Source organism: Nostoc sp. MS1, from assembly GCF_019976755.1.
Lineage (GTDB): Bacteria > Cyanobacteriota > Cyanobacteriia > Cyanobacteriales > Nostocaceae > Trichormus.
Genome location: NZ_AP023441.1, coordinates 2,227,265 through 2,251,810, shown reverse-complemented (window position 1 = coordinate 2,251,810; position 24,546 = coordinate 2,227,265). Strand labels below are relative to the sequence as shown.

24 protein-coding genes and 2 pseudogenes are annotated in these 24,546 nt (G+C 40.9%); 13 read left to right on the top strand and 13 right to left on the bottom strand.

Annotated elements, in window-relative coordinates; all coding sequences use genetic code 11:
- Positions 1-44: 44 nt before the first annotated feature.
- On the bottom strand, positions 45-1,142 hold the full coding sequence (rfbB, locus tag NSMS1_RS09805; RefSeq protein WP_411908672.1) for a dTDP-glucose 4,6-dehydratase: 1,098 nt from the start codon (positions 1,140-1,142) through the stop codon (positions 45-47).
- Between the two features lie 686 nt (positions 1,143-1,828).
- Between rfbB and NSMS1_RS09800 the strand changes: the two genes are divergently transcribed.
- From NSMS1_RS09800 to NSMS1_RS09790, 3 genes are all read left to right on the top strand, one after another.
- Positions 1,829-1,966: a hypothetical protein gene (locus tag NSMS1_RS09800; protein WP_224092816.1), complete on the top strand. Its 138-nt coding sequence runs from the start codon at positions 1,829-1,831 to the stop codon at positions 1,964-1,966.
- A gap of 172 nt (positions 1,967-2,138) precedes the next feature.
- Positions 2,139-2,594: a tellurite resistance TerB family protein gene (locus NSMS1_RS09795; protein ID WP_224092815.1), complete on the top strand. Its 456-nt coding sequence runs from the start codon at positions 2,139-2,141 to the stop codon at positions 2,592-2,594.
- Between the two features lie 145 nt (positions 2,595-2,739).
- Positions 2,740-4,095 (top strand): UDP-N-acetylmuramoyl-tripeptide--D-alanyl-D-alanine ligase, encoded by a 1,356-nt coding sequence (locus NSMS1_RS09790; RefSeq protein WP_224092814.1) that lies wholly within the window; start codon positions 2,740-2,742, stop codon positions 4,093-4,095.
- An 86-nt stretch (positions 4,096-4,181) separates the two neighbouring features.
- Here NSMS1_RS09790 and NSMS1_RS09785 read toward each other — a convergent pair whose 3' ends face one another.
- The 4 genes from NSMS1_RS09785 to NSMS1_RS09770 form a co-directional block, all read right to left on the bottom strand.
- Complete coding sequence (locus NSMS1_RS09785; RefSeq protein WP_224092813.1) at positions 4,182-4,478, bottom strand: Mo-dependent nitrogenase C-terminal domain-containing protein; 297 nt, start codon at positions 4,476-4,478, stop codon at positions 4,182-4,184.
- The gene (locus NSMS1_RS09780) at positions 4,475-4,912 is read right to left on the bottom strand and encodes a hypothetical protein (RefSeq protein ID WP_224092812.1); all 438 of its coding nucleotides are present in this window, start codon (positions 4,910-4,912) and stop codon (positions 4,475-4,477) included. Before NSMS1_RS09780 ends, NSMS1_RS09785 begins: the two co-directional genes overlap by 4 nt.
- Positions 4,913-5,133: 221 nt before the next feature.
- Positions 5,134-5,514, bottom strand: coding sequence for a response regulator (locus NSMS1_RS09775; protein ID WP_224092811.1), 381 nt, complete (start codon positions 5,512-5,514; stop codon positions 5,134-5,136).
- 54 nt (positions 5,515-5,568) lie between these two features.
- Positions 5,569-8,418: a PAS domain S-box protein gene (locus tag NSMS1_RS09770; protein ID WP_224095185.1), complete on the bottom strand. Its 2,850-nt coding sequence runs from the start codon at positions 8,416-8,418 to the stop codon at positions 5,569-5,571.
- Positions 8,419-8,831: 413 nt separating this feature from the next.
- Here NSMS1_RS09770 and NSMS1_RS09765 point away from each other — a divergent pair, with 413 nt between their 5' ends.
- Positions 8,832-8,957 (top strand): photosystem II protein Y, encoded by a 126-nt coding sequence (locus tag NSMS1_RS09765; RefSeq protein WP_224092809.1) that lies wholly within the window; start codon positions 8,832-8,834, stop codon positions 8,955-8,957.
- A gap of 152 nt (positions 8,958-9,109) precedes the next feature.
- On the opposite strand, the gene NSMS1_RS09760 is transcribed toward NSMS1_RS09765, so the two are convergent.
- Positions 9,110-10,300: a transposase gene (locus NSMS1_RS09760; protein WP_224091739.1), complete on the bottom strand. Its 1,191-nt coding sequence runs from the start codon at positions 10,298-10,300 to the stop codon at positions 9,110-9,112.
- A 117-nt stretch (positions 10,301-10,417) separates the two neighbouring features.
- Here NSMS1_RS09760 and NSMS1_RS09755 point away from each other — a divergent pair, with 117 nt between their 5' ends.
- Entirely contained in the window at positions 10,418-11,671 is a 1,254-nt protein-coding gene (locus tag NSMS1_RS09755; protein ID WP_224092807.1) for a bifunctional folylpolyglutamate synthase/dihydrofolate synthase, read from the top strand.
- Positions 11,672-11,813: 142 nt separating this feature from the next.
- Here the strand turns inward: NSMS1_RS09755 and psbA are convergent, their stop codons facing one another.
- Both psbA and NSMS1_RS09745 read right to left on the bottom strand, forming a co-directional pair.
- The gene (gene psbA, locus NSMS1_RS09750) at positions 11,814-12,896 is read right to left on the bottom strand and encodes a photosystem II q(b) protein (protein ID WP_224092805.1); all 1,083 of its coding nucleotides are present in this window, start codon (positions 12,894-12,896) and stop codon (positions 11,814-11,816) included.
- A gap of 173 nt (positions 12,897-13,069) precedes the next feature.
- Positions 13,070-13,420 carry a histidine triad nucleotide-binding protein gene (locus tag NSMS1_RS09745; RefSeq protein WP_224095184.1) on the bottom strand — a complete coding sequence of 117 codons (351 nt, stop codon included), beginning with the start codon at positions 13,418-13,420 and terminating at the stop codon, positions 13,070-13,072.
- Positions 13,421-13,487: 67 nt separating this feature from the next.
- Between NSMS1_RS09745 and NSMS1_RS09740 the strand changes: the two genes are divergently transcribed.
- Complete coding sequence (locus NSMS1_RS09740; RefSeq protein ID WP_224092803.1) at positions 13,488-15,017, top strand: YifB family Mg chelatase-like AAA ATPase; 1,530 nt, start codon at positions 13,488-13,490, stop codon at positions 15,015-15,017.
- Between the two features lie 137 nt (positions 15,018-15,154).
- Here NSMS1_RS09740 and NSMS1_RS09735 read toward each other — a convergent pair whose 3' ends face one another.
- Positions 15,155-15,925 carry a hypothetical protein gene (locus NSMS1_RS09735; protein WP_224092801.1) on the bottom strand — a complete coding sequence of 257 codons (771 nt, stop codon included), beginning with the start codon at positions 15,923-15,925 and terminating at the stop codon, positions 15,155-15,157.
- A gap of 92 nt (positions 15,926-16,017) precedes the next feature.
- Positions 16,018-16,833 (bottom strand): annotated as a pseudogene (locus NSMS1_RS09730) (S41 family peptidase); the annotation flags it as partial.
- Positions 16,834-16,905: 72 nt separating this feature from the next.
- Between NSMS1_RS09730 and NSMS1_RS09725 the strand changes: the two are divergent.
- Positions 16,906-17,698: pseudogene (locus NSMS1_RS09725) on the top strand (IS5 family transposase).
- A gap of 21 nt (positions 17,699-17,719) precedes the next feature.
- Here NSMS1_RS09725 and NSMS1_RS09720 read toward each other — a convergent pair.
- Entirely contained in the window at positions 17,720-18,115 is a 396-nt protein-coding gene (locus tag NSMS1_RS09720; protein ID WP_224092800.1) for a hypothetical protein, read from the bottom strand.
- Between the two features lie 27 nt (positions 18,116-18,142).
- Between NSMS1_RS09720 and NSMS1_RS09715 the strand changes: the two genes are divergently transcribed.
- Positions 18,143-18,625, top strand: coding sequence for a helix-turn-helix domain-containing protein (locus tag NSMS1_RS09715; RefSeq protein ID WP_224092799.1), 483 nt, complete (start codon positions 18,143-18,145; stop codon positions 18,623-18,625).
- Complete coding sequence (locus tag NSMS1_RS09710) at positions 18,598-18,741, top strand: hypothetical protein (protein ID WP_224092798.1); 144 nt, start codon at positions 18,598-18,600, stop codon at positions 18,739-18,741. Before NSMS1_RS09715 ends, NSMS1_RS09710 begins: the two co-directional genes overlap by 28 nt.
- Before the next feature lie 128 nt (positions 18,742-18,869).
- Here NSMS1_RS09710 and NSMS1_RS09705 read toward each other — a convergent pair whose 3' ends face one another.
- Complete coding sequence (locus NSMS1_RS09705) at positions 18,870-19,928, bottom strand: J domain-containing protein (RefSeq protein WP_224092797.1); 1,059 nt, start codon at positions 19,926-19,928, stop codon at positions 18,870-18,872.
- A 407-nt stretch (positions 19,929-20,335) separates the two neighbouring features.
- Between NSMS1_RS09705 and NSMS1_RS09700 the strand changes: the two genes are divergently transcribed.
- The 4 genes from NSMS1_RS09700 to NSMS1_RS09685 all read left to right on the top strand — a co-directional run bounded on the left by NSMS1_RS09700 (position 20,336) and on the right by NSMS1_RS09685 (position 23,337).
- Complete coding sequence (locus NSMS1_RS09700; protein ID WP_224092795.1) at positions 20,336-20,581, top strand: ChaB family protein; 246 nt, start codon at positions 20,336-20,338, stop codon at positions 20,579-20,581.
- 150 nt (positions 20,582-20,731) lie between these two features.
- A complete protein-coding gene (locus NSMS1_RS09695; protein ID WP_224092792.1) occupies positions 20,732-21,304 on the top strand; it encodes a GNAT family N-acetyltransferase in 573 nt (190 codons plus the stop codon).
- Positions 21,305-21,345: 41 nt separating this feature from the next.
- Entirely contained in the window at positions 21,346-22,575 is a 1,230-nt protein-coding gene (locus NSMS1_RS09690; RefSeq protein ID WP_224092789.1) for an NAD(P)/FAD-dependent oxidoreductase, read from the top strand.
- Between the two features lie 102 nt (positions 22,576-22,677).
- Positions 22,678-23,337 carry an HAD-IA family hydrolase gene (locus NSMS1_RS09685; RefSeq protein ID WP_224095183.1) on the top strand — a complete coding sequence of 220 codons (660 nt, stop codon included), beginning with the start codon at positions 22,678-22,680 and terminating at the stop codon, positions 23,335-23,337.
- Between the two features lie 100 nt (positions 23,338-23,437).
- Here the strand turns inward: NSMS1_RS09685 and NSMS1_RS09680 are convergent, their stop codons facing one another.
- A complete protein-coding gene (locus tag NSMS1_RS09680) occupies positions 23,438-24,508 on the bottom strand; it encodes a hybrid sensor histidine kinase/response regulator (protein WP_224092787.1) in 1,071 nt (356 codons plus the stop codon).
- Positions 24,509-24,546: the final 38 nt, after the last annotated feature.

Sequence of the window (24,546 nt, the reverse complement as noted above, 5' to 3'; positions counted from 1 at the left end):
TAGGCTTGCCACGCTACTACTTAATATTTAATTTAACAGCACCTCTAATCAGCTTTTAACTTCTCTAAAATTGATTCCCACCAATAACGATGAGTTACATACCACTCGACAGTTTGGCGTAATCCAGTGGAGATTGTCTGTTGAGGTTCCCAGCCTAATTCTGTTTTTATTTTTGTCGCATTAATCGCATAACGGCGATCATGTCCGGGGCGGTCTTTGACAAAAGTAATGAGTTTACTGGCAGGAGAAACTGGTAAATTGGGCGCTAATTCGTCCATTAACTTACATATCATCTGTACGAGATCAATATTTTTGATTTCGTTGTTACCACCGATATTGTAAGTTTGTCCTGGTTTACCTTGATGAATCACAATATCCAATGCACAGCAATGATCCCAAACGTGCAGCCAATCACGAATATTCAAACCATCTCCATACACAGGTAAGGGCTTACCTAAGAGGATGTTGATACATATTAAGGGAATTAATTTTTCGGGGAAATGATAAGGGCCGTAGTTATTTGAGCAATTTGTAATTAAGGTTGGTAAACCGTAAGTGTGATGATAAGACCGTACTAGATGATCACTACCAGCTTTTGATGCGGAATAGGGGCTGTTGGGGGCGTAAGGGGTGGTTTCTGTGAAAGGTGGGTCTTCTGGGTCAAGGCTACCGTAAACTTCATCTGTGGAGATGTGTAGGAAACGATAGTTGTTTGGGTTGCCTTGTTTGTCCCAATGATGGCGAAATGCTTCTAGTAAAGTAAACGTGCCAACAACATTTGTCTGAATAAAGGCATCAGGTGCAACAATTGAGCGGTCAACATGAGATTCTGCCGCAAAATGAACGATCGCACTAATACTCTCTTCTGCCAGTAGCTTATCAACCAAAGCGCGATCGCAAATATCCCCTTTGACAAATCTTAAATTGGCTTTGCCTTGTATATCGGCTAAGTTTTGACGATTGCCAGCATAGGTAAGAGCATCTAAAACAATCATGCGCTCGCTTGGGTGATTCTCATACCAATGATGGACGAAATTTGAGCCAATAAAACCTGCACCACCCGTAATTAAGATAGATGAAGTCAAAGCGGGGAGTGAGTCAGCTACAACTCCCGTTGTGATTTTTGGAATATCAATGCTCATGTCAGTTGTGTTGCAGCTAGTTCAATAAGTCCTTTACAGGCTGTTTTACATATCTTTACCAACGATTACGGAAAGCTGATACTTCTCTGGTTGAATAACATATTTTCCGGCATTTTTTACAAATCTTTACAATTAACATCGAGCCAATCTTTGATAAACTACCCCACAGTTGACAATAACCCAAATGAATAATGTTCACCGTAGACAAAATCCTCTGTCTTTAGGATGAAAACTTATAATTTTTGTAAATAAATTCTTAATTCTTTCTCATAATCACTTGGATGTAAAACCAAATTTACCTTACTGATTTTTTTTCAGTAATTTTCCTCAAAATCTATTCTAGAAATTCCAGCCAAATAAACACTTTAAACCAAATTTGATGAATTTATTTCTGTTTACTAATATTGCCAGATTTTAAGCATATTAGTATTGTATTTTACATTTACTTGACTAGATTAACTGTCATATAAAGATCGATTTATTCTCATAAAAACTTTTTCAGTATCATTTGTAACTAAAATGTGGCAAACTTCATCAAATCTTGAGAAAGAAATAATTTGTTTCATAAACTGAAACAGCTAAAGTTTTGTTAAGATGCAAGTGCTAGCAGTTTCTCGACGGAATCCCTGACTCCGCAGGTGGAGAAATAAATAGTACTAGCAGCACAGAGTTCTCAAGGTGAAGAAATGACCACCTACATTTTTTTTGATGAAGCCCTCCGCATTCTGACCAATGCTTTTCTGGTATCCGCAGTACTGTTAATTGCAGGTTCTGGTATAGGTTTGGCAGTTATAGAAACAATTGAGAAGACTGGACATCGATAAATCACAATTAAATCCATAGTTGTAGTCGCAAACCATTGAGTGCTAGTGTTCACTACTGAAAAATCCTGGGAACACTAAATATATCAGTCTCACAGCTATTCAGACTCATCTGTAAGTCAACAACAGACAGGTAACTGTACCGCTATTGAGACCCCTACCAGGAGCGACTATTATGAATTTATTGGACACATTCCTGGGCAGAGAAAACCAAGCCCCAGAGTCACTTAGTTCCGCCGAAGCTTTTGTTGCTATAGTTTTACTGGCAACAGCCTCAGATGGTTATTTATCTGATGCACAAGAGCGTTCTATCTTGGGTGAATTGTCTCGTTCAAAACCCTTGAGGAATTACTCTACAGATGCGATAGCCCAGATATGTAACAAGATATTTATAATTCTCCGGCGAGACGGTTTTAACGCCCTATTTAATTTGGCTAAAGAATTTCTATCATCAGATTTACGGGAAGCAGCTTTTGCTGTGTCCAGTGATTTGGTTTTAAGTGAAAGCCATATTAACGAAGAAGAAATAAACTTTTTAAATGATTTATATCAAGCTCTGGGTATTTACCCTGAGATAGCAACAAAAATTTTACAAGCAATGTTACTCAAAAACCAAATTCAAGCTGATTAAAAATTATTTTTGGTGATGAGCCAGTCATAATTACCAAATAGCTTATATACTGAGTGTGCCAAAGAAGATTAGCTTTTTTGGCACGTTTATTTGTGGCAATCAGTTCTCAGCAAGAGTAAACTAACTAAACTATTTTCAATTCTATATGTCTTGGTCTGTTACTTTAAATCAACTAATTGAAGCTCTTTTAGCCAATCCTGTAAATTTATCTGAAACTGCATTGACACAGGTCAGTAGTGGTATCCAAACTGATACCCGGATTTTAAAACCTGGGGAAGTTTTTCTGGCTTTCCGGGGAGAAAAATTTGATGGACATGAGTTTGTCCCTAGTGCGATCGCTAATGGTGCGATCGCCGCTATCGTTGATTATGACTATGAAAATCCGGGGCTACCTGTCTTCCAGGTTAAGAACTCCCTAGAAGCTTATCAACAACTGGGTAGATGGTGGCGCGATCGCTTCGATATACCCGTGATTGGGGTAACGGGTTCGGTAGGTAAAACCACTACGAAAGAACTGATTGCCGCAGTGTTGGCAACAAAAGGTAAAGTCCACAAAACTTACGGTAACTACAATAACGAGATTGGTGTACCGAAAACCCTTCTTGAACTGACTGAGGCGCACGACTACGCTGTTATCGAAATGGCAATGCGGGGTAGAGGACAAATTGCCGAACTTACACAAATCGCCCGTCCCACTGTTGGGGTGATTACCAACGTTGGCACAGCACATATTGAGTTACTGGGTTCAGAAGCGGCGATTGCTGAGGCAAAATGTGAGTTATTATCCGAAATGCCCAAGGATAGCGTCGCTATTCTTAACCACGATAACCCTTTACTCATGGCTACGGCGGCAAAGGTTTGGTCAGGGGAAGTATTAACCTATGGCTTGTCTGGTGGAAATATTCACGGCTCCCTTGTTGATAATGCCACCTTAGAAGTAGCAGGATTGCAGCTACCTTTACCTTTACCTGGTCGTCACAACGCTACTAATTACCTAGCAGCCTTAGCAGTGGCAAAGGTTTTGGGGATTGAATGGTCGAGCTTGCAAGCTGGTGTAACAGTAAATATGCCAACAGGGCGATCGCAACGTTTTAGTTTGCCCAATGATGTGATAATCTTAGATGAGACTTATAATGCTGCACCAGAAGCGATGTTAGCAGCATTGCAGTTATTAGCCGATACACCAGGAAAGCGGAAGATTGCGGTGTTAGGGGCGATGAAAGAATTAGGCGAGCGTTCAGCGCAGTTACACCAAAGAGTAGGTGAGACTGTACGTAACCTCAAGCTAGACGGCTTATTAGTGTTAGTTGATGGTGAAGATGCGGAAGCGATCGCTAAAAGTGCCGATGGTGTTCCCTCAGAATGCTTTGCCACTCATGCTGATTTAGTCGCTCGATTGAAAACATTTGTGCAGAGGGGCGATCGTTTATTATTCAAAGCTGCCCATTCCGTGGGGTTAGATCGGGTAGTAAGTCAGTTGAGAGCGGAGTTCTCCAATTAGAGAACTTATTGACGGTTAACCCTTAATAGTAAAGGCGTACAGATGTACGCCCTTACAAGGTATCCATAGTCTTCTTTTTTGTTGAGTTAGCAAAACTGCGTGACATCTTCTCCACATTCGTCTGCTAAATACATTAAGGCTTTAAATCGGATTTCGACTAACTGTTCGTAAAGAGGATTGAGTTTACATAGGGGTGGGATGTGAATGAGAGTGCGATCGCCTACTTTAATTTCTCGTTCAAATGGACAGCTAGCAGGAATAAGTGTACAAATTCGACGCGCTAATTTGGGACTGGCAATTTCTAAAGATTCCAACCACTGGCGGATGGGTTGCAGTAGTAGATTGAGTACAGAGATAAATGTAACTGTGATAGTAGACATCATGTTGTGAGAACGTACATTTGTTGGGGAGTTAATAAGACTTTTTCTAGTAAGAGACTGTCTGTTTTGGCAGTATCTTTCAAAATTACTGCTTTGGCATTTTCATTGAGTAATATTTTCTTATCAGCAGTAAAACTAAATTCATGTCCGGGCATAAACCCTTTTTGGATAAGCTTCTTGAGTGCGAATCTAGTAATAGACTCTAGTAACTGACTACAAGGCTTCCAATCAGATAACTTATCAAAAATCCAGTGAAATGTTTCAGGATTAGTAGTTGATAATTCTAAAATTGCTGCTGTTAAGCAAGATTCTATATAGTCAGCATCTAAATTAAGATGTAGTTGATGTATCCAAGTTTCTATAAGTCTTTTGTCTTGGAACTTTAAAATATAAACTGCTCTTTCAAGATGGAAGTGGAATAATTCTAAGTCTTTCATTTTTCTCAGTTTATAGATGTAATAAAAAACAATTAATTGACTTATCGATTACTAGGAACTCAGGTAAATCTCTTATCTTGAAAAAGAAGTATGGGTAATAGGTATTAACTCACTACCCAATCGAGAAAACTACTTTCAAACTGTTGATTTCCTAGTTGCTTCTAACTTTAGACCCCAAAAATGCAGAACTTGTGGAGATACGTCTAAAGATAGATATTTTTTTAATTTGACCAATCTATAGCAGCCGCAACCTGAGCAGGTAATTTCATCGCTTTGAAGGGTTTAGTAATGATGGCTCTCACTCCCAATTCCGCAAACCGCCTCTGTTCGGCGGCTTGTACCTTTGCCGTCAGCAAAATTACAGGAATTGCCTGAGTAACAGGATTGGCTTGCAAAGCTTGAAAAGTGGAGATTCCGTCCATATCTGGCATCATCACATCTAAAAGGATGACATCCGGTTGTTCGGCAGATGCTTTTGCTACTCCCTCAATACCAGAAGCAGCCGTGGATACTTCCCATGCACCCACCGCTTTCAAAGCAAGTTCAGCCACAGCCCGAATATCATATTCATCATCAATGATGAGAATGCGTTTGGTAGTCATAAAACAGTTGACAGTTGACAGTTATTATTCTCCCTTGTCTCCCCCACTCAGCACTTAGCACTCAGCACTCTCTACTCCCCTAAAAATCACACGGTTGAGTAGGTTAATGACTCGCTGTTCAAATTCTTGGGGGTTAATGCGTCCTTTGGTGAGGAATAGGGTTTGTCCTAGTTTTAGTCTTTGGCGATCGCTTTCATCTAAATCGCGGGCTGTGTACACTACTAAAGGTACATGAGATAAACGCTGATACTGCCGTAACCAATCAACCACAGAAAAACCGTCACACTCTGGTAAGCCCAAATCTAATACTAATAAGTCAGGAATGAGATTTTGGCTCAGTTGTATGGCTTCCCGTCCTGTTTGAGCATGGAAGGTAGAAGTGCCATGACGATTGAACATAGCTATGAGTAATTGTGCTAAATCTGGGTCATCTTCTACAACTAATACCTTAATGGCTGGTAGTTGTTTAGCAGTAGCTTTTTCTAAAGCTTGGCACAGCAACTTGACATTTGGAGGTTTAATAATCCAATCACTGACATCATGGGGAAGTTCTTTACTATTGTTAGGGGCTAAACCACTCAGAATAATCACTGGCACATTCTTTATATCTGGCTGCTGTTTGAGAAGTGCTAAAGTTTCCCAGCCGTCCATCTGTGGCATCATCAGGTTGAGAATAATTGCATCAGGTCGGTTTACTGTCGCCTGTTCTACTGCTTCTTGTCCTGATCCCACCGTCATAACTCGATAACCTTGCTTTTCCAGGATGACTTGTACAACATCGCGTACCGAAGGATCATCATCACATAGAAGTATTAAAGGCGGAGTTGCGCTAGTACAATGCTCAGGGATGGTATGAGGAAGATATAAAAAATCATCCCTTTCCCGCTCTTCCTTTGCAAAAGTGGGTAAGGTAAAAAAGAAAGTGCTACCTTCTCCCAAGGAACTTTCCGCCCAAATTTGCCCTCCATGATGCTGTAAAATACTGCGGCAAATCGCCAAACCTAAACCAGTACCCCCTTTTTGGCGGGAATCTGAAGCATCTACTTGTCCAAAACGCTCAAAGATAGATTCAAGTTTATCAGCTGGGACACCCCTGCCTTGATCTTTAACTTTAAATAAGATGTGTGGAACGTTGCTAATATTGTCCTTCCCACTTTCTATTTCCGCATTCAGCCAAACTGTAGAACCAGGAGATGAGAATTTAATTGCATTGCTGAGGAGATTGGTCAACACTTGAATGATGCGGTCGGGATCTGCCCAGAGGTTTGCAGATACAGGCGACATGGAAATTTTAACACCTGCCAACTCTGCCATTTCTTCAATCACTTCTACCGATTGAGTCATTAAATCGGCAGCGTTGCAGGCTTGGGGCGTGATTTGGATTTTTCCTGACTCAATGCGTTCAATATCTAAAATGTCATTGATGAGACGCACTAACCTATCAGTATTATTAGCAGCAATATTTAACATGCGTTGAGCGTCTTCTGAGCCTGCTGGTAGGACACCACTGGCCAGTAGGTCTAAAGCACCGGAAATGGATGTTAAGGGGGTACGTAGTTCGTGACTGACAACGGAAACAAATTCGTCTTTGAGGCGTTCCACCTCCCGGCGATCGCTGATATCTTTCATAAAGCAGTAATGTCCAATACACTCCTGCTGTTGGTTATAGGCTTTCACCATTACCACTTGTTTATCAAAAGCCGTCCCATCTTTACGCATGGCTCTGGCTTCGATTTCCACCTTGCCGTTTTTGAGCATTTGTTGATAGGCTGTCACCATCTTTTCTTGGTCGTCTGGGTGGACAGTTACTTCCCAGTTCATACCAACCATTTCTTCTGGCTCGTAACCAGTTATTTTGGCATAGGCGGGATTTACCTTCAAGTAACGTCCCTGTGTATCTAACTGGGAAATACCTTCAACAGCACTTTCCAAGGCTTGGCTCAGGTGAAGGAGTTCTTCTTCTGTGCGTTTGCGATCGCTAATATCAGTCATTGTACCGATGTAGCCTATCACCTCTCCATTAGTTCCCCTTTCAGGAATTGCTTGTGAGATTACCCAGATAGTGGAATTATTAGCATGGAGAAAACGATACTCTGCTTGAAAGGGGGTATTTTGTTTTACTGCTTGATTGCATTCAGTCACGATACGCTGGCGATCGTCTGGATGTAAAGACTTTACCCAGCCTTCACCAAGTACATCTTCTGGTGGTGAGCCGATTAAATTGCACGCTCTTTCATTGACAAAAATGCAACGACCAGAGGCATCATTACGAAAGATTCCCACTGGTGCAGTTTGCGCCAAGGTCGCATAACGGTCTTCGCTTTCCCGTAACGCCGCTTCCGTAGCTTTGCGTGCGGTGATATCACTACCAATACCCAGAAACCCTGTTATATGATTTTCTGCGTCGTATAACGGGGTAGCAGACAGTAACACAGGGAAACGGGAACCATCTTTACGAATATAAGACCATTCCCGCTCCTCTACTTGTCCTTGTCGCGCTTTAGTGACAAATACCTCAAATCCTGGTTCAATCGTCACACCTAATTCTTGAGATAGTTCTTGCGCTACTTTCACCACTTCATTCTTGTCGTGGATAATCTCCGGTGTTGTTTTACCAATCACTTCCTCAGCCGTGTACCCTAGCCACCTTTGCGCCGTAGCATTAAACGTGAGAATTATCCCATCTGTGGTAGTGGAAATAATTGTGTAATTAGCACTATTAACAATTGCCTCTTGCAGTTTCTGATTTGTGGCTTGTGAATGTACTGAACTCAGCAATTCCCAAGCTTTCGGCACTAACTTCACGCATACAAATGCTGTGTACAGAGAAATAATTGCTGTAATCGCTTTAATAAACCCAGATAACCAATAGCTAAGATGCCAAAGCGCCAACACATCTATCATGTAGCCTGTGCCACAAGCCACCATAAAAGCACTAACTAGTACAAAGATGATTTTAAAAGGAAATTCTTGCCGCTTCTTAGCAAAATAGAGCAACGTTAAAGCAATTGAATAATACGCTAAGGCAATTAAGCTGTCAAATAAAACATGCAGCCACACTAGCCAAGGAGGGACAAAAGGCAATGACGGTAGAAATGAGTACATAAGTAAGGAGTAGGAGATGTGGTAAGACTGCGCTCACCAACCGCGAGATGAGGCAGACAAAGGAGAAAAACTAATGACTATGGACAAATGACAACTGACAAATTTAATCTTTCTTTACAAATCTATGTAGAAAAATTGTCCACTTCAGCTAAAAATAAAAATGAGAGCAGTTGACAAAAATTTAATTTCTACATGATAGAGGGGTTCTAGATATGGATATTGATTTTCGTGTGGCGATCGTTTTAGCACCTATTGCAGTTGCTGCTGGCTGGGCTGCTTTTAACATCGGTGCTGCTGCTTTAAGACAAGTGCAAAACTTCTTAAACAGAGAAGCTTAAATTTCAGTTAAAAATTTTAACTTTTAACCGACTGTTCTCTTAACCGAGGCAGTCGGTTTTAATCTGGAGGCTAGGGAATAGGGATATAGCCCCTTGTCTCCTCATCTTCCCCATCTCCCCCATCTCCCCTGACAGGTGTAGGTTTTTTACAATTAGGAGGAATTGAAGCAAAAGAAATCGTCAACAGGAGTATGAGGAAAAGCACTCCAACTGGGAAGATGAATAGGAAGATGGTTGAGTAAATCAGCAATCAGGGTCAACAGGCCTAACAAAAAACAAGAAATCTGACGCTGAGGATGAAGGTGGAAAGGCTGAGAAAAGACAACATGTCGAGGTGGAAGTTGTTCGAGAGTTGGGGGAGAAGATTGATTTTCCGCTTCGCCCCCCAGCATCACCATCCAAAGAGTGGCAACAGCGATGGCTAACCACAAACGTTCAGCACGTTGTGGTGAGAGCAAACGAGTATGATGCCAATCCCAACCATCTCCTTTGACATCCCGATAAACACATTCTGTAGAAGGACGTAAACCGTACCAGAGTGCAGAGGCGCTCGTGGGTTCAAGGTCAGTCAAAATCAACCAAGGGTCTTTGTAACCAAGATCCCAACGGGCAAGCAATGTACATTCAACGGGATTGGTGACAAAGCAAATAATTCGACCTGACCAAGATGTTCCAGGGGTACAAACCACATCTTTTAGTGGATGCCATGTATTCCCAGATGGCAGGCGATAAGTTCCTTGATGGTTAATACGTAAAAACGGATGCCAGCCAGCAGCCACAATCAATTCATACAACCAACAAGCATACAGTCCTCTGTCAGCAGTGACTATGACATCAAACTCAGTTGGGATGGCATCTTTGATTGCTGTGAGCAGATTGTGCCAATGCCCTTTCCAACTTCCTGGCTCATGTGCTTTGACCACACACCATGCTATCGGGATTCCACAACCCGCCAAGAGTATGTTTACTGATAAGACTACAAACTTATTGCCGATACTGGTTGCGTCTAGTGCTAGCGCAATACGCTTGATATTGGTAGGTAGCAAACTGATCACCCATAACAGCAATGGCGCAAAACAACTACTTACATCTAGAGTCCGACGATGAAGCCCTTTTTTGGCAGAGGCTTCCTCATACCATTCTTTTAATCTTTGACGTACTGTATTTGCCTTTTCTGAGTTGACTTGAGCTATGAATTTTGACACTTTGCTCAAGCTACTTGATCTTGTCATCACTATGCCAAAACTCCATGTTGCCAGCCCTACCACTTGTGGTAACGTCAGATGTGGCATTTTCTGTGACACTATATTTGTCCATTGTTTGAGGTACTCATTTTTCAGCATTTGAGCCTCTGTTTCACTTTGTCAGTCTGCTTTTATTTTCTGTCAAGCGTGAATGAATGCTCACACTCTTGTAAAAAACCTACACCTGTCAGCCCCATCTCCCCCACTCTCCACTCTGTGAACATCGATACCCTACTTTTCCCCTTCCACCATTTTGGCGTTAATCTTGGACTTTCGCGCATTGTTAAATTGTTAGCTAATCTTGGCAATCCTCATGAGCGAGTGCCTGTAATTCATGTTGCTGGTACAAATGGTAAAGGTTCTGTTTGTGCTTATCTATCTTCGGTATTAACGGAGGCTGGTTATCGTACAGGGCGGTATACTTCTCCTCATCTAGTCGATTGGACGGAACGTATTTGCATCAATGAAGAACAAATTTCTCACGAGGATTTTTGTAAATTATTGTTAACAGTGCAAGCGGCTATTAGCCTTGATGATGAGTATCCCACTCAATTTGAGGTGATTACAGCAGCAGCTTGGTTATATTTCGCCCAGCAACAAGTCGATGTGGCAGTGATAGAAGTAGGATTGGGTGGACGGTTGGATGCTACTAATGTAATTTGTGATCCTCTGGTAACGGTGATAACTTCGATTAGTCGTGAACATTGGCAACAATTGGGGCCGACTGTTGCTGATATTGCGGGGGAGAAAGCCGGGATTCTTAAAAGTGGTTGTCCGGCTGTGGTTGGGAAGCTACCATTGGATGCAGAACAAGTAGTGCGATCGCGCACTCAAGAATTACAATGTCCTTTAATTCTGCCTCAACCCGCTCATCAAATTTCTGATAAATTAGCAGAATATCAAAGTATTTTTACAGCAAAAACTATTAAATACCCTCTACCATTACAGGGACAGATTCAACTAACTAATTCCGCTTTAGCATTAGCAACTTTAGAAGTTTTGCAACAGAAAGGTTGGCAGATTTCTCAAGAAGAAATTGTTAACGGTATAGCAAAAACTAAATGGCCTGGTAGAATGCAATGGATTAGTTGGAAACACCACAAATTATTAATTGATGGCGCTCATAATCCCGCCTCTGCTCAGGTTTTACGAGATTATATTGATACATTAAATAGTCAATCAGTAACTTGGATTATGGGAATGTTAGCGACTAAAGACCATGCCGATATATTACAAGCATTATTAAAACCAGATGACCAATTATATCTAGTACCAGTACCAGATAATAATTCAGCAGATACAGAGTATTTAGCCAAGTTAGCTAGTGATATCTGTCCACAATTAAGTCTTTGTCAAACTTCCTCAGATTTGCCATTAGCTTTAGACACAGCATTTAATTCAACAGATAATTTAGTAGTTTTATGCGGTTCCTTATACTTAATCGGTCACTTTTTAGGAACCAGTTCTTAGTAAGGACTTTAGTCCTTACATATCTTATTCATCTGCGTTTATCCGCGTTCATCTGCGTTCAAATCTGATTCCATTTACTACAAACAAAAAGCGCTCCTCCAAATGGAGAGAGCGCTAAGATATGCAAGTTAAAACTTAAAGATTAACCGTTAATAGCAGGAGCGGTTAAAGCAACAGGAGTAACTTCAGAAGCCGCCAAGTCTAAGGGGAAGTTGTGAGCGTTACGCTCGTGCATGACTTCCATACCCAAGTTAGCGCGGTTGATAATGTCAGCCCAGGTATTGATCACACGACCTTGTGAGTCGATGATCGACTGGTTGAAGTTGAAACCGTTGAGGTTGAACGCCATTGTGCTGACACCCAACGCGGTGAACCAGATACCAACTACGGGCCATGCAGCTAGGAAGAAGTGCAAGGAACGGGAGTTGTTGAAGCTCGCGTATTGGAAGATCAAGCGTCCGAAGTAACCGTGTGCCGCTACGATGTTGTAGGTTTCTTCTTCTTGTCCGAATTTGTAACCGTAGTTTTGGGATTCGGTTTCGGTTGTTTCACGAACCAAGGAAGATGTTACCAAGCTTCCGTGCATTGCACTGAACAAAGAACCACCAAATACACCAGCCACACCTAACATGTGGAAGGGGTGCATGAGGATGTTGTGTTCTGCTTGGAACACGATCATGAAGTTGAATGTACCGGAGATACCCAAGGGCATACCGTCAGAGAAGGAACCTTGTCCGATGGGGTAGATCAAGAATACTGCTGCTGCTGATGCCAAGGGTGCAGAGTATGCTACGCAGATCCAAGGACGCATACCTAAGCGGTAGGATAATTCCCACTGACGACCTAAGTAGCAAGCACATCCGATGAGGAAGTGGAATACTACCAATTGGTAAGGGCCACCGTTGTACAACCACTCATCTAGGGATGCTGCTTCCCAAATTGGGTAGAAGTGTAAACCAATGGCGTTGGAGGAGGGTACAACTGCACCTGAGATGATGTTGTTTCCGTAGATCAAGGAACCTGCTACGGGTTCACGGATACCATCAATGTCTACGGGGGGTGCGGCGACAAAGGCTATGATGAAGCAGGTGGTTGCGGCTAGCAATGTAGGAATCATCAATACACCAAACCAACCTACATAAATGCGGTTTTCGGTGCTGGTGATCCAGTTGCAGAACCGTTCCCATACGTTGGCGCTACTGCGCTGTTGTAAGGCTGTGGTCATCTTTTTATGATTGCTTTGGATTTTTAGTATTAAGGTAAGTACCTATGCTTACCCATCTTATTACATTAGAGTTAAGTGTGAGTTTTGTAAATCTACTTTAATTAAGTAATTTTTATAAAAGTTATTATTTTTACTTATTAATCGCGTCTAGTGACGCGATCAATTTGGTTATATCAACCAGGTGGCCATGCCATTGGCCGCCCACCTAGAATATGTATGTGTAGATGATAGACTGTTTGTCCTCCATCATTACCGTTATTGATGACAACTCGATAGCCATTTTCGAGTCCTGCTTGTTCGGCAACGCGCTTGACAGTTAGCAAAAGATGTCCCAAAAGGGCATGATCCCCAGATTCAGTATCAGACAGTTTGGCTATGGGTTTCTTGGGAATTACAAGAATGTGTACTGGGGCTTGAGGATTAACATCTTTGAAGGCTAAAGCTAAATCATCTTCATAAACGATGTTAGCGGGAATTTCTCGACGAATGATTTTGCTGAAAATTGTCTCTGTGGTTTCACTCATGCGGTTATTACAACTCATCTGCTAGAGATTCTAAAGGGTTACTGTTTATATAAGAAATATTTAGCCAATGCTTGCTAGAGTCTGGAGTGCATCAATTGTCGGCATCGATGCCGTTAAAGTGGGCGTAGAAGTCGATATTTCAGGGGGTTTGCCGGGAATTGTGGTTTTGGGACTACCAGATTCAGCAGTTCAGGAGTCGAAAGAGAGGGTGAAAGCAACGCTCAAAAATGCAGGTTTTGCTTTTCCGATGAGAAAAATTGTGATTAACCTGACTCCGGCGGATTTACGCAAGGAAGGCCCCTGTTTCGATTTACCTATTAGTGTGGGAATTTTAGCGGCTTCTGAGCAAGTTAAGGCGGATTTGTTGGGTGATTATCTGTTTTTGGGTGAAGTTTCTCTGGATGGTAGTTTACGCCCTATTGCTGGGGTTTTACCTATTGCTGCTACTGCCAAAAAAATGGGCATTGCTGGTTTGGTTGTGCCTGTGGATAATGCTCAAGAGGCTTCAGTGGTGCAGGGTTTGGCTGTGTATGGTTGTAAGAATGTGTCGGAGGTGGTAGATTTATTAAATAATCCTGGTCGGCACAAACCTTTAGAGTTGGATGAATCAAAAGATATCACATCAGTATCTTACGCGATCGCCGATTTAAAGGACGTAAAAGGACAAGCTCATGCTCGTCGCGCTTTAGAAATTGCTGCGGCAGGCGGACATAATTTGATTTTTGTCGGGCCTCCAGGAAGTGGGAAAACGATGCTGGCACGACGTTTGCCTAGTATCTTACCACCTCTGAGTTTTACTGAAGCTTTGGAAGTAACTCGGATTCACTCAGTGGCTGGTTTATTAAAAAACCGTGGTTGCTTAGTGCGCGATCGCCCTTTTCGCAGTCCTCACCATTCAGCATCCGGGCCTTCTCTTGTGGGTGGTGGTAGTTTTCCTCGTCCTGGGGAAATTTCCTTATCACACCGAGGGGTACTTTTCCTCGATGAATTAACAGAATTTAAACGTGATGTTTTAGAATTTTTGCGCCAGCCTTTGGAAGATGGCTATGTGACTATTTCCCGCACCAGACAATCTGTAATGTTCCCTGCACAGTTTACCTTAGTAGCAAGTACTAACCCCTGTCCTTGTGGTTACTACGGTGATACCATCCAGCAGTGTACATGTTCGCCAAGACAACGAGAACAGTATTGGGGAAAGCTTTCCGGGCCGTTGATGGATCGGATTGATTTGCAAGTTGCAGTTAATCGCCTGAAACCAGAAGAAATAACCCAACAGCCGACAGGAGAAACTTCTGCGGCCGTGCGTGAGAGGGTACAACAAGCACGCGATCGCGCTATTAACCGTTTTCAAGAAGAATCAAATCTGCGTTGTAATGCCCAAATGCAAAGTCGGCATATGCAGAAATGGTGCAACCTGGATGATAGTGGGCGCAACTTGTTAGAAACGGCAATTAGAAAGTTGGGCTTATCTGCAAGAGCAAGCGATCGCATTCTGAAGGTAGCTCGGACTATTGCAGATTTAGCAGGGGAAGATGAGTTAAAACCTAATCATGTGGCAGAGGCTATTCAGTACCGTACTATAGACAGGATGCAGTAGTAACAATTCAAAATTCAAAATTCACAATTGAGAAATCCAGACTTGGGCTGAATTTTATGATTTGTATCTGCTGACGAATTTTGAGAATTGGTGTTATTTGGTAGGGTTTTTAACCTGTCAACTGTCACCTGCTTTTTTTAAGAAAACAATTTAAATCTTGTTAGTTGGGTTTTGATTGCTCCTGTGAGAATTTTATTTAGTTCTTTGCTGTCTCGAAAGGGCAATATTTGTTGTGTGGGTAAGTCGAAAGGGAATCTTCCGTCATACTCTGGCCGTTGTTGATGTACTAATAGGATTTGTTCTGTTCGCTTGCTTTGAATGGCGTAGCCAATTTCTATACATACATTGGGACTAGGAATTAATTGTTGTGCGTCCTTAGCATCAACACTAGCGATGGGTGTAGTATCCGCAATAAACAACAAGCTTTTGCGTAGTTTTCTGAGGATAGTACGATTTAGACGTTGGGGTGCGTCTTTAGGACGGGATGATTCTACTAGTGTCAGTGGAAGGCGCGATCGCAAGTTCAATGTTTCTAAGCTTTTTTGCAGTCCTTCCCTGAGAACTTCAGTAGCTTCGGCATACTCGGTTTGATAGGATAAGAAAATTGTCGGATCTAACTGAGCTAAAACTGTTTGCTTGGTGAAGTAAATTTCATGACTGATTAGGTCGATGTTAGCTACACAATAACCACCACTACCTTCAATGTAAAATTCCACGTTCTCTCCCTCTAGATAACGCCCAAACCAAATTGAACGTTTCACTTCATCACTGTCTTCTAAAAAGTCCGCACGCAATGCTGCTCTCAGTAAGCTTTTTTTACTAAGGCGAATATCTGGCGGACGTTTTTCGAGTTCAGAAATCGGCTCATAATCCTGAAGATACCATGCTCTCAGCGCAATAATTGACATAAGGCGCTATGTTTATTTAAAAGGTTTATTCTGTTGCGTATAAGTTTACACTGGGTTTTGAATATTTCAACAAGATTACTAAGCGTTTACAATCACAATGCTTTTAATACAGTTTCTATTGCTTTCTGCTTTTGTGGGTCTGCTCCTTGTGCGTATTCTAGGGCAAAAGGAACGTCAATGTCTGGGGTAACTCCCTTACCTTCTAATCTCTGATCACCATTGAGGAAGACATCTGCAACTGCTAAGTAAAGCAAGCTGCCATCCTGCATAATATAGGGACGACCACCAACTACTGCTCCTGTTGTTTTAGTACCAATGACTGGGCCAATCTGATTTTGTTGGAAGTTAAAGGCAAGAATTTCTTTACTACTGCGGCTTCCTTCATTTACTAGCATCACTACAGGTTTTTTCCATTGGTAATGATAAGTATAGCGGCGGCCGTTGCGTTGAACGCTGGTTAAGCTGGGAGTTTTTTCTGCCGTAAAGATGTTGAGGTAACTGATATCGCCACCTCCCCATCCATCTCTCAAATCCAAAATTAAGCCGTCTGCGTTTTTTAGACGACCATATATAAGTTCATCCTGGAGTGTTTGCTGATATTGATCGGCTGCATTTGACCAGATATGAACATAGCCAATTTTCCGATTTGCTTGTTCGATTACTTGAATACTGGCGGTTTGAGCTTCTAAAAACATTGTGCCAGCATTATATATTTTAGGCACTACAACGACTTCTTGTCGACTGCTTAATTGTGGCGATCGCTGGATCAATATTCTCACTTTTTGTTCTGCTTTGCCAGCAAAAGAGCTGATAGGCTGATATTCTTTCCCATCAACACTAATAATTTCATCTCCTACTTTTAAACCAGCCTTAAGAGCAGGACTATCATCTAAGAGGATGTTTGAAAAGTCGGGAAAGTAGTAAAAAAGCTCTCTCAGTATAAGCTGTAAATGAATAGTAAACAGCACCGAGAGAGCGACATGAGTAAAGCATACCCCAGCAATCTGACCCGTGACCAATATGAATTTCTCAGTGAGCTGATTCCAGAGGCAAAACCAGGAGGACGCAAGCGTGAAGTCGATACGTGGGAAGTTCTCAATGCAATTTTCTATATTTTGGTAGAAGGAGTGAGATGGCGAGGGCTACCAGGAGACTTTCCGCCCTGGCAGACAGTGTACACATATTTCCGTAATTGGCGCAAAGATGGGACGTGGCTGTTAATCCATGACAGTCTCAGGGAGTGGGTGCGAATAGACCAGGAACGACACAAGAATCCATCGGAAGCCATTATCGATAGTCAAAGTGTTAAAAGTGCGGCAATGGTGAGTCAAGACGTAGGTTTTGATTCAGGTAAGAAAATTAAAGGGCGTAAGCGATTTATCACAGTTGATACCTTGGGATTAGTGCTACGAGTCTTGGTCACAGCTAGCTGCCAATGTGGGTGAGCGCGCTGGCGGTCAACAAGTTCTCAAACGAGTCAAACAATCTCAGCCACAGTCTCGCTTAACAACCATCTGGGTTGATGGTGGGTTTGATGGAGAACCTTTCATGCAATGGGTTATGAATTTTTGTCGCTGGATTGTCCAGGTTGTGCTGCGACCAGAGCAAACTAAGGGCTTTGTTTTGCTCAAAAAACGTTGGGTGGTGGAACGCACTTTTGGTTGGTTTATGGGATGTCGCCGATTGGTCAGAGACTATGAATTATTGCCCGAAACATCAGAAACTTTTATCTACCTTGCAATGATCCGTATTATGCTGAAGCGACTGGCTTAATTTTTGACTTCCTAAAACTTTTCAAACATCCTCTAATATGGATCTGACAAAAGTTTTACCATTGATGTCTTTAGTAAATAAACCAATCCCAGTGTATTCAAATTTGCCTTTAGGAAAAATTTCTCTTAATCGCTTTGGTAAATCTGTACTTTTAGCATTAGCATAGAAAATTCCTAGAAGCTGATAATAAGCAGGCTCATCTTGAGTATAGTAATGAGTGTGAGAAGTTTTAAGTTCAGATAACATCTGATTAAACAGAATTTCTACCTCTTTACCTGACTTTGATCGTTCTACATGAGGTCGATATTTGGTCTTAATAACTGCCCAATTAATTCCATTTAATTGAGGATCGTAGAAATTATCGTTTAAGTAGAACAAGGTGAAAAAACCAAAGTGTGTAAAGATAAGTAAATACATAAATGTGTCTACCAAGGTAACAGGGATATGGGCAGCCGTTTAAGGGTATTTCTGACTCCTAAGCAAGATAAAATTTTGTTCAACCTGAGAACGGCAGATGTACCCCAGAAAGTGAAAGACCGAGCCGAAGTGATCAGATTAAGCGCACATGGTTGGTACGTAGAGAAGATAGCAGATCACTTTGACTGGACTGCCCAAACAGTAAGAGAAGTTTTGCATAGATGGGAAAAACAAGGTCTAGAAGGACTGTGGGAGAAAGCAGGGCGGGGAGGAAAATCAAGGTGGGCAGAAGCTGACATGGCGTTCTTAGAAAAATGCTTGGAGCAAGAACCACGTACATATAATAGTGTTCAATTAGCCCAAAAATTAGAGCAAGAACGCTCCGTGAAATTGAGTCCTGACTGGTTAAGGCAGGTACTCAAAAAAAGGGGGTCATTTGGAAGCGAACTAGAAAAAGCCACAAAGGAAAGCAAGACAAAGTATTGCAGCAAATCAAACAGGCAGACTTAGAGATGTTGGAATTATCTGCTGCTGCTGGAGAAATCGATTTAAAGTATATGGATGAATCAGGGTTTAACAAAAAGAAAACACTGATACAAAGTGCCAAAGGTAGGCGTTTAAGGTAAACAAGCCGAAATGCTTTCATTTAAACTACCTAAAAATATGAGGTACACTCCATTTTTTATAGTCTAGCTTCTAGATGCTGACTTCAAACAGAGATACCTCATTAAAATACGGAACCTATTCTCTAAATTTAGAAGACAACTATCTCATCTAATTCTGACAACATTTGCTCAAGCAGGTCTTCCATCATTTCCTGTTTCAACGAGTATAAGCTTTCTGGTCCATTCAGAAACTCTTTAATAGTTATCTTCTGATTTTTAAATTGCTCAACAAAATTACGAATTTCGCTAACTAAATTAATTTGAACCTCTATTGATTCTACCATTTTAGCAATAGGGTCAATACCAACTTTAGTAGCTTTACGCGAATCAGAAACCATTGCACCTTCTGGCGTATTTTTCACTAAACGTAGTTCTCGTTTTAAATTTTCATACTGAGTTAATAAAATTTCATTTTGCTGTTCTAGCGTCTTACACTTTCTAGTTAAATCATCTTCACTATTATTATCAATAAATTCTCCTACCTTATGTTTTTGTTCTATTTCCAATAGTCTTGCTAAATCTCCTTCTTGATATGCTTTATTAATTTCTTTCATGATTTCTGTATGATTCATCTGTGTATCGCTATCTTTGACCTTATCAGGGTGAAAGATTTCTGCTAATCGTAGGAACGTCTGACGGATTTTTCTAGATTCATCGGTTCTTGTTCCGAAAGGAGATTCTGCTTCTCCTTGTGCTTGTCGGTAATGATGGTATGAATTGCTCTCTTGAGAAAAATCATGCTCCTGCTGGAAATTACCAAACATATCATCTAGTTCTTGATCAGAGTCTTCAGTGTCAAATTTAGGACTAATGATTCCAGACATCTGAAGATTAAGATAAACTGCTTTTACTTTTTTCTCAGTTTGCTTACCAAATTTCCTAGTGGCAAAAATTTCTGCAAACATAGTATGAATTTCTTTATCTAGCTCTGACATTTTTGTAAAGCTAGGAGTTGCTTTCTGAAAAACCTCTGTTGCTAATGAACGCATATTTTCAACAAAATTATGCAGTTCAGATCGCTTTCTTTTGATTTTTTTAAGTAAAGATTGGTGTTCTTTCTCTAACCCTTCTAAGCGGATATGTAGCTGTGAGAGAGCTAATGGTTTTGTTTGAGCAGCACTTGTGGTGGATGAGGTTTTGCGAGGCATAGGAGATGCGGATTGATTTTAAGTTTTAAAGAGTTTATTTTTTATCAATGTCCACAGGATACACTTCTTGATAATACATGAAACCCAACAAACAGTTAAAAAATATTACATAATTTCAAATTTATTAGTTTAATAATTATATTTCATTAACAAAAAATTATATATTCAATTTTTAATTATCAAATCATATAGTTCTATAGGTAAAAATTAGAACCAAGTTAGAATTAAACATCATCATCTATTCATTAACAAATTATTGACTTGTTTTTAATATTATGGGCTGATTAGAGAAGATTATTGAACTCAGCCCCAAGGATGGTAAATTTACATCTCTACTCATAGAAAGAGGTAAATTAATTGCCTTATCTTTTAGCATAAACCAAAGATAGACTTTTTGGAGTGGATTTATGCCTTATCAACAAGTAAATGAATTACCCCAAGAAATTAGAGACCAGTTACCAGAACATGGTCAAAATATTTTTCTTGCGGCTTTCAACGCAGCGCAAAGCGACGGTATGAGTGAAAATGGTGCACGTGATGTCGCTTGGAACAGCGTGCGCATGGAGTATGAAACAGGAAAAGATGGTCAATGGCAGAGAAAAGATAAAGATACAGCAACTCACAATAAAGCTATCACAACTGGTGGTAACTAAAGATAATTCGTAATTCATAATGGGCTACGCCCCGCTTTGCTAACGTAATTCGTAATTCAGTTATAGATGGGTTGACATTCCTATTAATGGAAGACTGCTGATTATAATATCAGTGGTAACAAACCTAAATGTTACGAATTACGATTTTTTATGTTAGTTGCAAAAGATGAAATTACTATTCGTCTGATGGAGGACAAGGTAGAGAATTATCAATTAATGGCGAAATGGTTGAGTGATGAGAGAGTCTTAGAATTTTATGAAGGTAGAGACAATCCTTTTGATTTGGAAAGGATTATCGAAGCATATCAGCCGATGGTAAGAGGCAATGATGCGGTTAAACCTTGCTTTATATATTATCAAAATATAACAATCGGTTATTTACAGTATTGTTTGCTTGATGACTTACCAGAGGCAGATAAACAAACGTATTGTTTAGAAAAAACTGATAATGTCTATGCACTTGACTTGTTTATTGGAGAACCCAATTTTTGGAATCGGGGCGTTGGGTCAAAAATATTAACAGTAGCTGTAAACTATATTTTTGAAGTATTTTTGGCTAATAAGGTTGTGATTGATCCCCGTGTTGAAAATACCCGTGCTATTCGCTGTTATGAAAAAGTTGGGTTTGTCAAGGTTAAGTTATTACCCGCTCATGAACTACATGAAGGAAAGTACTCAGATTGCTGGTTGATGGCCATTGAGGGCAATAAATCATTACACTGAGAGTTAGTTGCCTTGCTAGGATGGAATATCCTATATAATCCATGACTGAACAAACTACGAGAATTGTAATCCTTGGTGGAGGCTTTGGGGGTCTCTACACAGCTTTGCGTTTAAGCCAATTGCCTTGGGAAACTCAACAAAAACCGGAAATTGTGCTGGTAGATCAGAGCGATCGCTTTCTATTTTCTCCGCTATTATACGAATTACTCACCGGAGAACTACAAACTTGGGAAATTGCTCCCCCATTTATCGAACTTCTTGAAGGTACAGGTGTACGCTTTTATCAAGCAGTTGTCTCTGGTATTGATATCGAACAGCAACGGGTACAACTGCAAGATGGCCCAGAAATCCCCTATAACCAGTTAGTTTTGACGCTGGGTGGAGAAACACCACTAGATTTAGTTCCTGGTGCAACATCCTATGCTTATCCTTTCCGCAGTCTTACTGATACATATCGTTTAGAAGAAAGACTGCGTATATTAGAAGAGTCAGATTTAGAAAAAATTCGTGTAGCAATTGTTGGGGCTGGTTACAGTGGTGTCGAGTTAGCTTGTAAATTAGCTGACAGACTAGGGGAAAGAGGACGCTTCCGCTTAGTAGAAGTTAGTGACCAAATTTTACGCACATCACCCGATTTTAACCGTGAAGCAGCTAAGAAGGCTTTAGATGCAAGAGGTGTGTTTATTGATTTGGAAACCAAAGTTGAATCAATAGGGGCAGATACTATCTCTCTAGAGTACAAAAATCAAGTAGATATCATTCCCGTAGATTTAGTGATTTGGACTGTGGGGACAAGGGTAACAAATGTAGTCAAAAACCTGCCTTTCAAACAAAATCAACGTGGTCAAATCACTACTACACCAACTCTTCAAGTCCTTGACCATCCAGAAATATTTGCGCTGGGAGACTTAGCTGACTGTCTTGATGCTGAAGGTCAACAAGTCCCTGCGACTGCACAAGCTGCTTTTCAACAAGCAGACTATGCGGCTTGGAATATCTGGGCTACTATCACTCAGCGTCCCCTCTTGCCTTTCCGTTACCAATCATCAGGGGAGATGATGGCATTAGGTAAAGATAATGCCACCTTAACAGGCTTGGGAATTAAATTAGATGGTTCTTTAGCTTACGTTGCCCGTCGTCTTGCATACTTATATAGACTACCAACCCTAGATCATCAGCTTAAAGTCGGTTTTAACTGGCTTGTACGTCCTATTATAGAAACAATCTACTCAGCAGTTGATGCTGTGAATGAGAGTGGTAATAAAGACTAGGGGCTAAGAAATGGGGAAGCAGAAGAGCAGGGGTGCGGGGGAGAATAACCTTGGACTGTTGACTATGGACTATGGACTGTGGACTAATGACCAATGACTAACATGGAAAGGCCGAAAGTTATTTTTGTCGATGCGGTAGGGACACTCTTTGGTGTTAAGGGTAGTGTCGGTAAAGTTTATAGTCAAATAGCCCAGGAATTTGGTGTGGAAGTTGCACCGGAAATTGTGGATAAGGCATTTATTCAAAGCTTTAAAGCATCTCCACCACCAATATTTCCCAATGCTGATATCGAAGATATACCCCAGCGTGAGTTTGAATGGTGGCGTAAAATTGCCCTAAATACGTTTGAAACTGCTGGTGTCATACAGCAGTTTTCTGATTTTTCCAGTTTTTTTGGTGAGCTTTATATTCATTTTGGTACTGCCGAACCTTGGGTAATCTACCCTGATGTTGTGCAATCTTTAAGTAACTGGCAACATATAGGCATTGAATTGGGCGTGCTGTCTAATTTTGATTCGCGCCTTTACTCAGTTTTGCAAGGGTTAGGCTTAAGTCATTACTTTTCTTCTGTGACTATCTCCTCTCAAGTTGGGGCGGCAAAACCTGATCCGAAAATTTTTGCTGTTGCTTTAGAAAAACATCATTGTTCTCCTGACGAAGCATGGCATATCGGCGATAGTATCGAAGAAGATTATCAAGGGGCTAAAGCAGCAGGATTAAGAGGTGTTTGGATTAATAGGGAGGTTGATAGTAATTGGTAATTGGTAATCGGTAATTGGTAATAGTTTGGAATTTGGCTAACAACTGCTTACTTTTCTTCAAGAATCTGCCTATTCTAATTTGTTATAAAAATACTAGTTTCTAGGGAATATATACTGTGAAAATAGAGCCTTTGGGATAATTATCTTCAACTGTGATAGTGCCGTTATGGGCTTCGATCGCCATTTTACAAAATGCTAGTCCTAGCCCCAGTTGAGAAACTTCTGATACTATATTACCGACTTCATACTTCTCGAAAATGCTTTGTTTTAGTTCTTGAGCAATTCCCATACCTGAATCGATCACTTGGATTTTTATACCTGTTTCTAAATACTCTGCTTTCAGAATTACTTGTGCTTTTGCTGACGAGAATTTAATTGCATTGGAAAGTAAATTATCCAGGACACGCCGGAAAATCGCTGCATCTAGTTTAATAATGCCACCCGGTTCAGGTAGTTCGCTGATGAGGGTGAGGTTTCTTTGTCCGGCAATTTCCTCAATATCTGCTAAAGCTGATATGCAAATAGCACACAGGTCTATTTCTGTGTAATTAAGTACCATTTTACTAGATTCTAACTTGGCCATGATTAATAGACTATCAATCAAGGTTTGTAGTTGTTGAGTAGCGATCGCAATTTGCTCAATTTTTTGTTGCTGTTGAGTTGGTCGCAAGTTAGGAAACTTGAGGATTTCTGTTGACAAAACAATACTAGCAAGAGGATTCCGCAGGTCATGGACAATCATATTCACCATGTCTTCCTGCAATTTGAATAAAGCTTGTAAGTTATCGTACTGTTGCTTAATTCGCAACATAGAATGAACTCTAGCTCTTAACTCTACACTGTTGACAGGCTTACTAATAAAATCATCTGCTCCTGCGGCGATACATCGAGCTAAGTCTTCTTTCGCCGTTAATGCCGTCACCATAATAATTGGTACTGCCTGCCATTGAGTATCAGCTTTGATGCGTCGGCAGACTTCCATCCCATCTAAATTAGGCATCATTACATCTAATAGGATGACATCTGGCTGAAAACTATTAAGGCGTGCGATCGCTTGTTGACCACTAGGCGCATAATGTAGCTGATAATTTTCGCCATCCAGCAATGTTTCCACAACATCAAAGTTATCTGGTTCATCATCAATTACTAAAATGGATGGCTGAGTTTCCATGAAAAATTTTTCCTACCTTTTTAACAAGTTTTTAGTTT

Coding starts and splice junctions, on each gene's coding strand:
- rfbB (WP_411908672.1), bottom strand. CDS start 1,142: ATGAGCATTGATATTCCAAAAATCACAACGGGAGTTGTAGCTGACTCA.
- NSMS1_RS09800 (WP_224092816.1), top strand. CDS start 1,829: ATGACCACCTACATTTTTTTTGATGAAGCCCTCCGCATTCTGACCAAT.
- NSMS1_RS09795 (WP_224092815.1), top strand. CDS start 2,139: ATGAATTTATTGGACACATTCCTGGGCAGAGAAAACCAAGCCCCAGAG.
- NSMS1_RS09790 (WP_224092814.1), top strand. CDS start 2,740: ATGTCTTGGTCTGTTACTTTAAATCAACTAATTGAAGCTCTTTTAGCC.
- NSMS1_RS09785 (WP_224092813.1), bottom strand. CDS start 4,478: ATGATGTCTACTATCACAGTTACATTTATCTCTGTACTCAATCTACTA.
- NSMS1_RS09780 (WP_224092812.1), bottom strand. CDS start 4,912: ATGAAAGACTTAGAATTATTCCACTTCCATCTTGAAAGAGCAGTTTAT.
- NSMS1_RS09775 (WP_224092811.1), bottom strand. CDS start 5,514: ATGACTACCAAACGCATTCTCATCATTGATGATGAATATGATATTCGG.
- NSMS1_RS09770 (WP_224095185.1), bottom strand. CDS start 8,418: ATGATAGATGTGTTGGCGCTTTGGCATCTTAGCTATTGGTTATCTGGG.
- NSMS1_RS09765 (WP_224092809.1), top strand. CDS start 8,832: ATGGATATTGATTTTCGTGTGGCGATCGTTTTAGCACCTATTGCAGTT.
- NSMS1_RS09760 (WP_224091739.1), bottom strand. CDS start 10,300: ATGCTGAAAAATGAGTACCTCAAACAATGGACAAATATAGTGTCACAG.
- psbA (WP_224092805.1), bottom strand. CDS start 12,896: ATGACCACAGCCTTACAACAGCGCAGTAGCGCCAACGTATGGGAACGG.
- NSMS1_RS09745 (WP_224095184.1), bottom strand. CDS start 13,420: ATGAGTGAAACCACAGAGACAATTTTCAGCAAAATCATTCGTCGAGAA.
- NSMS1_RS09740 (WP_224092803.1), top strand. CDS start 13,488: ATGCTTGCTAGAGTCTGGAGTGCATCAATTGTCGGCATCGATGCCGTT.
- NSMS1_RS09735 (WP_224092801.1), bottom strand. CDS start 15,925: ATGTCAATTATTGCGCTGAGAGCATGGTATCTTCAGGATTATGAGCCG.
- NSMS1_RS09720 (WP_224092800.1), bottom strand. CDS start 18,115: ATGTATTTACTTATCTTTACACACTTTGGTTTTTTCACCTTGTTCTAC.
- NSMS1_RS09715 (WP_224092799.1), top strand. CDS start 18,143: ATGGGCAGCCGTTTAAGGGTATTTCTGACTCCTAAGCAAGATAAAATT.
- NSMS1_RS09705 (WP_224092797.1), bottom strand. CDS start 19,928: ATGCCTCGCAAAACCTCATCCACCACAAGTGCTGCTCAAACAAAACCA.
- NSMS1_RS09700 (WP_224092795.1), top strand. CDS start 20,336: ATGCCTTATCAACAAGTAAATGAATTACCCCAAGAAATTAGAGACCAG.
- NSMS1_RS09695 (WP_224092792.1), top strand. CDS start 20,732: ATGTTAGTTGCAAAAGATGAAATTACTATTCGTCTGATGGAGGACAAG.
- NSMS1_RS09690 (WP_224092789.1), top strand. CDS start 21,346: ATGACTGAACAAACTACGAGAATTGTAATCCTTGGTGGAGGCTTTGGG.
- NSMS1_RS09685 (WP_224095183.1), top strand. CDS start 22,678: ATGGAAAGGCCGAAAGTTATTTTTGTCGATGCGGTAGGGACACTCTTT.
- NSMS1_RS09680 (WP_224092787.1), bottom strand. CDS start 24,508: ATGGAAACTCAGCCATCCATTTTAGTAATTGATGATGAACCAGATAAC.